This is a genomic window from Rugamonas sp. FW305-51, assembly GCF_058786935.1.
The window spans coordinates 21678-34185 of the sequence record NZ_JBYSZG010000059.1 but is presented as its reverse complement, the minus strand read 5'-3'; the positions used below and the strand labels follow the sequence as shown (position 1 = coordinate 34185).

Annotated in this window: 9 protein-coding genes; 5 read left to right on the top strand and 4 right to left on the bottom strand. The window is 56.6% G+C overall.

Annotation, left to right across the window (positions count from 1 at the left end; all coding sequences use genetic code 11):
• Positions 1 to 42: 42 nt before the first annotated feature.
• Complete coding sequence (locus tag AC3WOS_RS25815) at positions 43 to 2457, top strand: TonB-dependent receptor plug domain-containing protein (RefSeq protein ID WP_492719836.1); 2415 nt, start codon at positions 43 to 45, stop codon at positions 2455 to 2457.
• 144 nt (positions 2458 to 2601) lie between these two features.
• Here the strand turns inward: AC3WOS_RS25815 and AC3WOS_RS25810 are convergent, their stop codons facing one another.
• The 3 genes from AC3WOS_RS25810 to AC3WOS_RS25800 form a co-directional block, all read right to left on the bottom strand.
• Entirely contained in the window at positions 2602 to 3054 is a 453-nt protein-coding gene (locus tag AC3WOS_RS25810) for a hypothetical protein (RefSeq protein WP_492719830.1), read from the bottom strand.
• A 186-nt stretch (positions 3055 to 3240) separates the two neighbouring features.
• A complete protein-coding gene (locus AC3WOS_RS25805; RefSeq protein ID WP_492719828.1) occupies positions 3241 to 4347 on the bottom strand; it encodes a TraB/GumN family protein in 1107 nt (368 codons plus the stop codon).
• 23 nt (positions 4348 to 4370) lie between these two features.
• Positions 4371 to 4754, bottom strand: coding sequence for a hypothetical protein (locus tag AC3WOS_RS25800; RefSeq protein ID WP_492719827.1), 384 nt, complete (start codon positions 4752 to 4754; stop codon positions 4371 to 4373).
• Positions 4755 to 6015: 1261 nt separating this feature from the next.
• Here AC3WOS_RS25800 and AC3WOS_RS25795 point away from each other — a divergent pair.
• The 3 genes from AC3WOS_RS25795 (at position 6016) to AC3WOS_RS25785 (ending at position 9749) form a co-directional block, all read left to right on the top strand.
• Complete coding sequence (locus AC3WOS_RS25795) at positions 6016 to 7272, top strand: beta-barrel domain-containing protein (protein ID WP_492719826.1); 1257 nt, start codon at positions 6016 to 6018, stop codon at positions 7270 to 7272.
• Positions 7273 to 7334: 62 nt separating this feature from the next.
• The gene (locus AC3WOS_RS25790) at positions 7335 to 9458 is read left to right on the top strand and encodes a peptidase domain-containing ABC transporter (protein ID WP_492719824.1); all 2124 of its coding nucleotides are present in this window, start codon (positions 7335 to 7337) and stop codon (positions 9456 to 9458) included.
• A 141-nt stretch (positions 9459 to 9599) separates the two neighbouring features.
• Complete coding sequence (locus tag AC3WOS_RS25785) at positions 9600 to 9749, top strand: hypothetical protein (RefSeq protein WP_492719822.1); 150 nt, start codon at positions 9600 to 9602, stop codon at positions 9747 to 9749.
• Positions 9750 to 10173: 424 nt separating this feature from the next.
• Here AC3WOS_RS25785 and pdxR read toward each other — a convergent pair whose 3' ends face one another.
• Positions 10174 to 11682: a MocR-like pyridoxine biosynthesis transcription factor PdxR gene (pdxR, locus tag AC3WOS_RS25780; protein WP_492719820.1), complete on the bottom strand. Its 1509-nt coding sequence runs from the start codon at positions 11680 to 11682 to the stop codon at positions 10174 to 10176.
• 83 nt (positions 11683 to 11765) lie between these two features.
• Here pdxR and AC3WOS_RS25775 point away from each other — a divergent pair, with 83 nt between their 5' ends.
• On the top strand, positions 11766 to 12449 hold the full coding sequence (locus AC3WOS_RS25775; protein ID WP_492719819.1) for a pyridoxamine 5'-phosphate oxidase family protein: 684 nt from the start codon (positions 11766 to 11768) through the stop codon (positions 12447 to 12449).
• Positions 12450 to 12508: the final 59 nt, after the last annotated feature.

Sequence of the window (12508 nt, the reverse complement as noted above, 5' to 3'; positions counted from 1 at the left end):
CGCCCCACCCATTCCGCCCAACCACCCCGTTTCCAACGCACCCTGCTCGCCAGCGCCCTGCTGCTGGCGGCCGGCGCCGCTTACGCCCAGTCGGACGCCAACACCAGCGCGCCGGCCGAGCAGACCGTCGTGGTGCTGGGTTCCCGTTCCGCCGCCAAGACGGCGCTCGACACGTCGGCTCCGGTCGGCCTGATCAGCCTGAAGGATATGCAGACCGCCGGTCCGCTGGAACTGGGCAAGCTGCTGCAGACGCTGGACCCTTCGTTTAACTTCTCCACCACCTTCATCAGCGACGGCTCCGACATTATCCGGCCGGCCACCCTGCGCTCGCTGGGCCCGGACCAGGTGCTGGTGCTCGTCAACGGCAAGCGCCGCCACCAGCAGGCGCTGGTCAACGTGCAGCAGACCATCGGCCGCGGTTCGGCCGGTACGGACATCAACGCCATTCCGCTGGCCGCCATCCACCACATCGAAGTGCTGCGCGACGGCGCCGCCGCCCAGTACGGTTCGGACGCCATCGCCGGCGTGATCAACATCGTACTCAAGAGCCAGGTCAAGGAAACCACCGTCAGCGGCACCGTGGGCACCACCTCCGAAGGCGACGGCGACACCTATTCGGGCAGCGCCAACACCGGCTTCGCGCTGGGCCAGGACGGCGGCTTCCTGAACCTGACGGCCGAGGCGCGCAAGCGCGGCGAAACCAACCGCGCCGGCCCCGACTCGCTGCGCGTGCAAGGGCCGCCGCGGGTGACCCAGCACATCGGCGACAGCAACGCCAAGGACGGCTACCTGTGGTGGAACGCGGCCCTGCCGGTGGACAAGAACGGCGAGTTCTATGCCTTCGGCGGCCTGTCCAAGCGCAAGGGCGACGCCTACGGCTTCTTCCGCAGCCAGGGTGACGACCGCACCGTGCCGTCCGAAACCCACGCCGACGGCTACCTGCCCAACATCCACACGACGGTCAAGGACGCCTCATTCGCCTTCGGCTACCGGCGCGACCTGGCCGACGACTGGAAGGCCGACCTGTCCATCAACCATGGCGCGAGCGAGCTCGATTTCCACGAATCGAACAGTATCAACGTCAGCTACTGGTATGAGCCCATCAATCCGTCCGATCCGAACAGCGCGCTGTACCTGTCGTCGCCGCGCGAAGCGGACACGGGCAAGCTGAAATTCAACCAGACCACCATCAATGCCGACCTCAAGGGTCCGCTGAAGGTGGGCCAGGGCAGCGTGTTCCTGGCCACCGGCTTCGAATACCGGGCCGACAATTACCAGATCGAGGCGGGCGACCCCGTGTCCTACCAGTACGGCCGCACCAACAATCCGGCCATCGTGATCAAGGGCCAGAACGGCAACACGGCGCCGTCCGGCATCCAGGGCTTCCCCGGCTACACCCCGGGCACGGCCGTCGATTCGGGCCGCCACAACATCGCCTTCTATGTCGACGCCGAGCACAAGCCGGTCGACAACCTGACCCTGGCCGGCGCCGTGCGCTGGGAAAAATACTCGGACTTCGGCAGCACCACCACCGGCAAGCTGAGCGCGCGCTGGGATCCGTCCAAGCAAGTGGGCTTCCGGGCCAGCGTCTCGACCGGCTTCCGCGCCCCCAGCGTGCAGCAAGAGTTCTACAGCTCCGTGTCGACCAACCTGAACAACGGCGTGCTGACGGAAACCCTGACCGCGCGCCAGGGCAGCGCCGTGACCCAGGCCTTCGGCATCGCGCCGCTGAAAGAGGAAACCTCGACCAGCGGCAGCATGGGCATGGTGCTGCGCCCGGCCAAGAATATGTCGCTGACCATGGACGCCTACGAGATCAAGATCAAGGACCGCATCGTGTTCTCGAGCGAGATCGCGCCTGAGGCCGGCGGCGGCCCGATCGCCAACATCCTCAAGCCGCTGGGCGTGGGCCAGGCCCAGTTCTTCACCAACGCCGTCGACACCCGCACCCGCGGCCTGGACATCGTGGCCGACCACACCACGCGCTTCCCGTCGGCCACCCTGGTGCTGTCGGGCCAGCTGGGCTTCAACAAGACGGAAGTGACCAAGCGCCACTCGTCGTCGTCGGTGCTGACCGGCGAGCAGCTGTTCGACAAGTCGCAAGTGACGCTGATCGAACACGGCCAGCCGCGCAAGCACCACGTGATCGCGGCCGATGTCACCACCGGTCCGTGGAACGTGAACGTGCGCGCCAACTACTACGGCGAAGTGCAGGCCGAGAACTTCAGCCCGCTGCAAACGTGGGGTGCCAAGTGGCTGGTCGACAGCTCGGTGCGCTACGCGTTCAGCCAGCGCACCTTCCTGAGCGTGGGCGTGAACAATATGTTCAACACCCTGCCCGACCAGTGGACCAACGGCGGCAACTTCCCGAAACTGGGCTTCACCCGCTGCTGGGAAACCTGCCCGATCGGCGTGAACGGCCGCTCGATGTACGTGCGCGTCGATTCGGCATTCTAAGCATCGGCAATGCGCCGCCAGCGATGGCGGCCTGAAACGGGGTCAGGCCTTGGGGTCTGGCCCTTTTTTTATGCGCGGCCAGGACAGGTCCAACCATCATATGCGCTCCGGCACGCGTGCCCAGCGCCCTCTGGCCTGCCGCGCCTAAGGACGGCGCCTCCGCACCAACCAGGAGAAATCAAGGGGAACATCCGATCTGGCTGCCACTGCGGCCACAAACGAGACGACAGCCACCACGAAGGATAGGCCAATACCGCTGACATCGAGCATGGGCATCGTCTTCCACAAATACAGGGCAGTCAACGCGACGGACACGATACACACGATGACAGGATGATTGGCGCGAAGTAATGTCAAGATAAACAGAATGGGGACGCCGGCGGTAATCATATACTGCAGCGCCAGCCAAAAGCTGCCTTCGGGCGGTATGAGTGTCAGTCTTACAATTGTTACCAGATCCGCATTTTCCTGCACCGACCGCGCATATCCGAACAGCATGGGAGCGATCCACCAAGCCCTGAGTACACCTTGAATGGCTCGGGACAGGGCGTCTGAACAAACGATCGCAGCGCGGTGCAACCAAGTAGACTTTTTCATTGGTGACCTCACTTTTATTTCATTTTCCGCTTGCTCGCGCAATGCCTATCATTTTATTTTTTGTCAAATATTATTATTGCCATATCGGAAAATATAAGTGTGCTAATAACGCCATCGACTCGTCCTGTCGGAATACGAGCCATTTATCGCACCATATGAACCACGCTTACAAAAAATTTTCAATATTTAATTAGGAGTGACTGTAAATCCTAAATTTTTTAATATTTGAACTATACCGAGTTCACCCCTTAAATGCACGGCACCAACTGCAACAAAAATTGGCCGATTGGTTTCACCACTAAAAAACATAATTTTTTCAACCATATGCTTATTGCGCAAAGATAAATTCTTTCGCTTAATTTTCTCGAATCTATCTTTGTAATTATCCAATGGGGAGAAATATATTCTTTCTATTTCCACCGCATTTCCTTGATCCCATAATTTTTGCATATTTCCGATCGATTTATATCGATCAATAAGTGGAATAATCTCTTTATTCTCAACAACCAAACCGATAGCCAATTCGCATTTCTCATATGGCGACAAATCTTGTATTGCCTCCCAATATTCCGGATCAAGATATTCCCGATGCATCTTTGCGTTGACCGAAATTATGTGCAAATAGCGCTCTATAGGTTGGGAGAAAGCCATATTTTCACTCAGGGCGTAATTTTCGCCTATTGAACTACTTGAACTACTTGAACTACTTGAACTACTTGAACTACTTGAACTACTTGAGCCATTTGAAAAAGATAAGAATATCAGATAACTTGGCGACAGCCTTAATATTTTTGAAGATAACCGACCCCCGTAAATATCATCTATGTTGTCTATAAGATTTTCCGAGCTAGCGAGTTTCTTGCATTCTTTGTTGTTCTTTATTAAAAATCCTAGACTATCATTGGAATCGACCAAGAAATATTTTCTTGATATTAAATCTATTTCTTCTTCACTCGCATAAACTGTATGAGATTCAGTGATATATGTTCCAGAAGATTTAAAGGCTTGTAAAATCCCATCGCGAATTGGATATTGAGTTCTAAACCCCAGATGAGTGACTCCAAGTATGTATATTGTTTTATTAAATCGAGTTGCCTTCCAAAATATAGAGTCACTCTCGGGCTGCGCGACAGCTGGCATTGCAAGCAGGACAAATAGAATTTTGCTGAAAGTTATAATCATTGATTTCATGATTTTCCAATCAAGATAAAAAATGCGAAATATGAAAATATTTCCTTCATCAATCGTATTGCCAATGAGTTCTAAAGCCAAAATATTCGAAAAAGCCAGCACCTCTTGTGCCGGCTCCTCCAACGTTAATTGTCAAATAGACGCGCAGCGTGCCTTCCAAATGTATAAGATACGCATCCAATTACGCCCGCAGCGACTTTTGTCTGCCAAGTTTTATTCACTCCTGCAAGCGAGGCCATCTTGTTGGCAACATCAGCGCCATCGAAGCAATCACGGGCCATAACTGAGGTAGACCAATTTGAAGGTTGAGATATTCTGGCCGACTCAATTGGTAATGCATAGTTTCCACTATCAATGCCTGAAAATGCTCCTGACATATTGAGGCCCGCTATATCCATATAGTTTGTTCCACCGTTAAAACCATTAAAGCTTTCGTTTGACGCTCGGTTTGAGTATATGATTTTTCCACCGGAAATTGCCTGAAGTTCTTGATCGAAAATGGTACGCATGACATTACTCCTTTTTGTAAATACTTTGAAATTTCAGTAGTTGATCACAGCGGAGAAAAATGAAACTGCATGGCCGCAGCGTATTGATGAACGATGCCTCGCATTGTTGCCCCCTGCCGTAATTCCATCAGAACACTCACAGCGATAGTCCTTTCTAAAACTGAATGCCATTGATCGCTATAAATCCATTCGATGCTTTGTTATCTTGATAGATGTGACTCCGCAAAAGGAGTATTTCTGATGGATTAACATAATCAGATCAATAATTATGCAGTCAGTCATTCGAAAAAATGTTCGCCAAGCTAAACATAATTGGATGCCTTCTTTTCTTTCCTTACACATCGGGCCTAATTAACGGTCTGCGTATGATGGGAAGATCAAAATATGGCTTAGGCTTAAGCACTCTAAGGCATGGATCGACTGGAAGAAGCGGTTTTGGCAAAGGCGACCGCGGGTTCTTCGCCATGGTTACACCGCCGCTAATGCAGCAAAGTTCGTCTTGCACTATTAGCTTCATTTCATACTCCTATGGTTTGTCTTTCTACATGTTAAGAAAAATCAATGGTCTAGAAAAAAATCACCATCGTCGACATCGTGTTCCACGAAGAAGGCAGGATTGCCTTGCCCGGTTACGATAACTGCAGGATATATTTCAATTCAGACAGACATTTTGATAATTGTCAAATGGTAATTATTATTTCAAATTGGAAAACTTCCTGCCATGTCGTTTATCTGGATTTGTAGAGCAACTTCTGACGGTCGTCCATTTGATACGCGACGCTTCGCCATTGCCGGAATTGCTTGTAAATATACTCACCACGTTTCTTGCGGCAAGATGATTAGCACAAATTTGGCGATCCAATATCCATCAGGTCACAAAAACCTATGCATGAGCTTTCCCTTGGCTTGCTGAACGAGACTTTGACACTCGGCAACCAGCCCGCCCTTAGAAGAGTAGGATAAAAAACTATCAAGTTCGAGTCAGCATTTCTGATGACATGCATCAAGACAACCCAATTTCATTGCTGGCATTATTGAGATTGACCACCAGAACTATTCAACGTATTTCTTCATGAATCGACAGAGCTATGACAGCCGCTACTATCTCGACTTTTTAGTAATTGGCTTTTTCATTCATTAGATTTTTATCAATTCATAACAAGTATATTATTGGTTAATAAACAAACTTGGCATTTTGACTCTTAGTCAAAGATTATCTACCCATCGCGGTCAATGGTAATTTGATTGTGATCTATTAAAAATGAAAACATCGCTTTTCCGCCACGAAGTGCTTGATACTCGAACAAGTCAGTGGGCAGGCAATGTCGTGCTGGCTCACCCGGTTCCTCTGCGAGTTGCCGCATTGTTCAGCACATTGCTATTGGCGGCGCTAGTTCTCTTCTTGCATACAGGGGAATACGCACGCAAGGTTCATGTCGTGGGGAATCTAGTCCCAACAACAGGCGCAATAAAGGTTGTTGCACCGCAGTTCGGTCGAGTTTTGGGGGCCCGGGTCCGGGAAGGTGATGCAATTTCTACCGGCCAAGTCATGTTTGAGATAGACGCCGGACGATCTAATCAAGACGGAGATCTCGATCAACGTATCGATGGTTCCCTGGCGACGAGGCGTCAACTAATGACGCAAGAAAAGCTCTTGCAAACGCTGCAGTTACGACGACGTGAACAATCTATGCAAGCAAGACAGGCATTAAGCCAAGCCGAACTCGCTCGCCTTACCCAGGAAGGCAAATTGCAGGATGCGCGCATTGTGCGCGCGGAAGACATGTACAAACGCTACATGACCTTGCGTCAACAAGGCTTCGTGTCGGAACTTCAGTTGAGCCAAGTTGAAAATGACTACAACGAGCAACTGGCGCGACGACAGACTTTGGAACGTAATAGCCTGGCCATTCAGCGCGACTTGTTGCAATTGCAGGAGGATGCACAGGAAATCGACGGACAAATCCACTTGAACGACGCACAAACGGCCCGCAATGTGGCCAGCCTGGAGCAAGAGATGGCGGAACATCAAGGTAGAAGCCGGATTCAAGTTCTTGCACCGTGCAATGGCACAGTTACAGCCATGCCTTTCGAACCTGGCCAATCCGTGCAGGCGGGCGGAGCGCTAGCGACCATTCTTCCTGCAGGCAGCAAACTGGAAGCGCATTTATTGGTGCCGTCGCGCGCAATCGGTTTTGTAGAGACTGGTCAGCACGTCTTACTACGCCTGGCCGCCTTTCCCTATCAAAAATTTGGCTCCATCCGCGGCGTCATACAGAAGGTAGAGCGCAGTCCCATCGGCGAATCCGCCGATGCCAGTGCAGCGACAGGAAGCCAAGCAGAGCCCGTTTATAGGGTGATGGTCCAACTGGAACAACAGGCGGTAGTGGCCTACGGGAAGCAACAACCGTTCAGGGCGGGGATGACATTGGAGGCGGACATACACCAAGACCGCCGCCGCCTCATCGAATGGATAATCGACCCCATCCTCAGTTTTGCCAAGAATTCAAAGGGTTGATGCGATCCTACTCAGCCACAGACCTAAAAAGCGAATTTTCGGTCACATGGAGATATCTCACGATGAAACATCTATTTCAACTTGAGTTTGGCTCGAGACGACTTCCCATGTTGCGGCAGACAGAGGCCGCTGAGTGTGGCCTCGCTTGCCTGGCCATGGTCGCGTCATATCATGGCTTCCGTACAGATTTGCCTACGCTGCGTGGGCGTTTTTCCCTGTCATTGAAAGGCGCCAACCTTGCCCAGATTATCCGCTACGCCGATAGCTTGCAACTCAGCGCAAGGCCATTGCGCCTGGAAATGGATGAACTGAAGGACTTGAAAGTGCCCTGTCTGCTCCATTGGGATTTGAATCATTTCGTCGTACTCAAAAACGTCTGCAAAACCGGTGTTGTGATTCATGATCCAGCGGTGGGCATACGCCATCTTGACTTCGAACTGGCAGGAAACCACTTCACTGGAGTCGCGCTGGAATTGACGCCTACCGCGCACTTCAAGCCCGCCAACGCGCGCCGCCGGGTATCTTTGTTTCAGCTAATGGGAAAGGTCGATGGTCTCTGGAGCGCCATGGGACTGGTGTTTGTAATGGCCTTGGCGCTAGAGGCGTTCGCGCTCGTTTCCCCGATGTTCAATCAATGGATTGTCGATGAAGCACTGGTATCGAATGACCGCGATCTGCTCAACGTACTCGTGATCGGCTTCGCGTTGCTGCTCGTGACGCAGACGGCCATTTCGCTCGCCCGGAGCTGGTGCATGATTTACCTGTCGACGCATCTGAACCTGCAATGGGTGGCGAACGTGTTCACACATCTGCTGCGTCTTCCAGTCTCTTGGTATGAAAAACGACATCTAGGTGATGTCGTCTCACGGTTTGGCTCCGTTGGCGCCATGCAGCACACACTCACCAGCAGTTTTGTCGCAGCGATACTCGACGGTTTGATGGGCCTTGCCACGCTGGCGATGATGTTTATCTACAGCGCGTCCCTGTCGGCGGTGGTAATCGCGGCCGTAATGCTCTACGCGATGTTGCGCGCTGTGGTCTACCTTCCATTGCGAGAGGCCAGCCAGGATGGTCTGGTGTTATCGGCCAAGGAGCAGAGCTGTTTTCTTGAAACAATACGAGCCGTACGCGCCATCAAGCTATTTGGGCGGGAGCTCGACAGGCGCGGCAGGTGGCTCAACCTGATGGTAGATTCGCTCAATCGTGGTGTGCGCACGCAGCAGTTCATGCTGTGGTTCGGCACCGCCAACACCATCGTTTTCGGCCTGGAGAGTCTCCTCATTTTCTGGCTGGGTGCGCACATGGTACTCGACCGCACATTCACGGTCGGCATGCTCTTCGCGTTCTCATCATATGGCGGCCAATTCAGCGGCCGCATGTCATCCCTCATCGACAAATTCGTTGAGTTTCGAATGTTGTCGCTACACGCCGAACGCTTGGCGGACATTGTTCAGGAGCCGCCTGAAGAAGACTCGCCACATGACATCAAGGTCGATGGCCTCGTTCCCCATATTGAATTAATCGACGTCGGTTTCCGTTATGGCGACGGGGAGCAATGGGTAGTGCGTCATTTGAACATGCACATTGAGGCGGGTGAGGCGTTGGCACTAGTAGGACCTTCGGGATGCGGCAAGACGACAGTGGTCAAACTCATCCTCGGTTTGCTAACGCCACAAGAGGGCGAGATACGTTATGGCGGAGTACCAATTAAGCAGCTTGGGCATCGGGCTTATCGGTCGGCCGTCGCGGTGGTCATGCAGGACGACCAATTGCTGACCGGCTCCATGGCCGACAACATCAGCTTTTTCGATTCGGTTGCAGATCAGGAACGGATTGAGCAATGCGCCCGCTTGGCGGCCGTGCACGAAGATATAGCAGCGATGCCGATGGGGTATCACACGCTGACCGGCGATATGGGCACGACGCTGTCCGGCGGTCAAAAGCAAAGGGTGCTGCTGGCGCGCGCGCTATATAAAATGCCTAAAGTACTGGTACTGGACGAGGCGACAAGTCATCTTGATGTTGAACGGGAAATGCAAGTGAACTCTGCGGTAAGGGCCTTGGATATCACCCGTATCTGCGTGGCACACAGGCCAGAAACAATCGCGATGGCGAGGCGCGTCGTGCGTCTGAATGGCGGTGCCATTGAACATGACAGGATACAGCTGGCGGATAACTGCGCGTGACGCCGTGTCATGATCCCCCCATCCGCAGCCAGGTGCCGATACGCGCGGCAACCGCAAGGTCAGCCCATTGGGGCCGCCCCGGGTTGCATCCGGCGCCCCCCCCTTCGATAAACGCCGCCAGGTGCACCACCGCCGCCAGTCGTGGGCGTAAACAACCTGTTCAACACCCTGCCCGACCAGTGGACCAACGGCGGCAACTTCCCGAAACTGGGCTTCACCCGCTGCTGGGAAACCTGCCCGATCGGCGTGAACGGCCGCTCGATGTACGTGCGCGTCGATTCGGCGTTCTAAGCATCGGCAACGCGCCGCCAGCGATGGCGGCCTGAAACGGGGTCAGGCCTTGGGGTCTGGCCCTTTTTTTATGCGCGGCCAGGACCTGCCCCATGGCGCAAGACTTAATCTTTCTTCGACTTATAAATAATGAATATCAGGACCAACATTAACAGCATCAATATGGCGCCCTTGAGTTCTCTTGAATAATAGGGCGCCAATTCCAATCTCAAGGCAAAAATCGTATAAAGATACAACTGAGGAATGAAATATATGAAAATGCCAAAAATTAAAAATGCCAGCAAATAGGCTACTACGGTTTTCATATTTTATTTCCCCGATCAGAGTGTGCTGCCATTTCCCGCAACATGTGATTCCATCATTTTTTCATATCTATATTGATTCAAATTGAGCAGTCCTGGGAATACGCGCGGCGACCGCACGGTCAGCCCATAGACGCCGTCCCTGCTTTCATCCGGCGTCCTCCTTCGATGAACGCCGCCAGGTGCACCACCGCCGCCAGCTGCCGCACCAGGTCATCCATCCGCTCGGCCGGCACCTGCGCGTAACCGAGCATCAAACCGCGCCAGTCTTCCGCCGCGCCCAGCGCATGCGCGCTCAAGGGCCGCGCCGTGATGCCGTGCGCGCGCGCCTGGGCGCTGATGGCCACGTCGTCCAGCGCCGGATCCGTGAAGCGCAGCGCCAGGTGCATGCCGGCCGAGCCGCCATGCACGGCCGCCACCGCCCCCAGATGCCATTCCAGCGCCGCCACCAGCGCGTCGCGCCGCTGCCGGTACAGCCGCCGCATGCGGCGCAAGTGCAGCGCGAACTGGCCGCTGCGCAGGAATTCGGCCAGCGCCAGCTGCTCGGCCACCCGGCCCCGCGCCGACGACTGGGCCCGCATGGCCGCCAGCGCCGGCGCCAGGCTGCCCGGCGCCACCACGAAGCCGATGCGCAGCGAGGGGAACATGGTCTTGCTGAAGGTGCCCAGGTACAGCACGGGCGCGTCCGGCACCAGGCCCTGCATGGCCGACAGGGGCGCGCCGTCGTGCCGGAATTCGCTGTCGTAATCGTCCTCGATGATGAGGGCGCCGGCCGCGCGCGCGGCCGCGATCAGGGCCAGCCGGCGCCGCAGGCTCAACACGCTGCCGGTCGGATACTGGTGCGAGGGCGTGGTGTAGATCAGGCGCGGCGGGTGCAGCAGCCAATCCTCGGCACGCGGCGCGATGCCGTCCGCGTCGACCGCGATGGGCGCCACCCGCAGCCCCGCCGCGCGGCAGGCCGCCAGCGCGCCGCCGTAACCGGGGTCCTCCATCCACACCGTCTCGCCATGGTCGGCGCAGGCGCGCATGCACAAGTCCAGGCTGCTCTGGGTGCCGTCCGTGATGAACACCTGGCTGGCATCGCACACCACCCCGCGCGAGGCGCGCAGGTGGTCGGCGATCGCTTCGCGCAGGGCCGGCTCGCCGGCCGGATCGCCATAGTTGAGCTGGGCCGGCGTCAGGGCGCGCAGGGTGCGCTCGAGCATGCGGCGCCACAGCGTGAGGGGAAACTGGTCCAGCGCCGGCACGCCCGGCACGAAGGCGCCGGCCGCGTCCGCCTCCATGGCGCCGAAGCCGTTACCCAGCGCCTGCACCCGCTGCGCCAGCCCGGCCTGGGGCGGCGCCGGCGGCGGCGCGCTGCGGTGCTCGGGCGCCACGGCCGCCACCACCGTGCCGCGCCGGTCGCTGCTGACGAAGCCTTCGCTGGCCAGCTGTTCGTAGGCATACAGCACCGTGTTGCGGGCCACGCCCAGTTCCTCGGCCAGCGCGCGCGAAGCCACCAGCCGGGTGCCGGCGGCCAGCGTGCCGCCGCGGATGGCCGCGCGCAGGCATTCGTGCAGCAGGCGCTGGCGCGGCCAGCCGCGGTGCCGGTGCTGTTCCGTAAAACTGGCCATCAGTAGCGCGTAATCCATCCCTGGCTCCATCAAATTGAGTATTTCTGGCCCTACTTTCAGGGCCAGCGACGCATTATATTGCGTACTCAACTTTTTCTGGAATGGAGACCATGACCGCCACCGCCGCCTTGCCCACTGACCGTACCCACGTCCGCCGCGCCGCCGAGCGCGCCGACTACGAAACGGCCACCCTGCACGCCATCATCGACGCGGCCTACCTGTGCCATATCGCCTTCGCCGATGCCAAGGGCAGCCACTGCATCCCCACGGCCTGCTGGCGCATGGGCGAGCATCTGTACATCCATGGCTCGAACGGCAGCCGCCTGCTGCGCCAGCTGGTCGAACAGCAGGCCTGCGTCACCATCACCCACCTGGACGGCCTGGTGCTGGCCCGCTCCGCCTTCAACCATACGATGAACTACCGCTCGGCCATGGTCTACGGCCAGTTCGAGCCGGTGACGGCGGAGGCGGACAAGCACGCGGCCATGGAAGCGTTGATGGCCTTGCTGGCAGTGGGCCGCCAGGCCGAAGTGCGGCCCGGTAACGACAAGGAATACGCGGCCACCACGGTGCTGCGCATCGCGCTCACGGAAGCGGTGTGCAAGGTGCGCAGCGGCGGCCCGAACGACGACGAGGAAGACCTGGCATGGCCGGCCTGGGCCGGCGTACTGCCGCTGGCCCAGGTGCGCCTGGCGCCCGTGGCCGATCCGGCCAGCACGGCGGCGACGCCCGACTATGTGCGCCGCTGGCAGACCGGCACGGTGGCCGCGGCCGGCGCCGCCTGAGGCGGGCCGGGTCCCGGGTGCCGGCAACGCGCGATGCGGGCCGGGTCCGGGCCGCCGCA

Excerpts from the sequence above, each read along its gene's own strand:
- AC3WOS_RS25810 (WP_492719830.1), bottom strand. The coding sequence starts at position 3,054 with ATGAAAAAGTCTACTTGGTTGCACCGCGCTGCGATCGTTTGTTCAGAC.
- AC3WOS_RS25800 (WP_492719827.1), bottom strand. The coding sequence starts at position 4,754 with ATGCGTACCATTTTCGATCAAGAACTTCAGGCAATTTCCGGTGGAAAA.
- AC3WOS_RS25795 (WP_492719826.1), top strand. The coding sequence starts at position 6,016 with ATGAAAACATCGCTTTTCCGCCACGAAGTGCTTGATACTCGAACAAGT.
- AC3WOS_RS25790 (WP_492719824.1), top strand. The coding sequence starts at position 7,335 with ATGAAACATCTATTTCAACTTGAGTTTGGCTCGAGACGACTTCCCATG.
- pdxR (WP_492719820.1), bottom strand. The coding sequence starts at position 11,682 with ATGGATTACGCGCTACTGATGGCCAGTTTTACGGAACAGCACCGGCAC.
- AC3WOS_RS25775 (WP_492719819.1), top strand. The coding sequence starts at position 11,766 with ATGGAGACCATGACCGCCACCGCCGCCTTGCCCACTGACCGTACCCAC.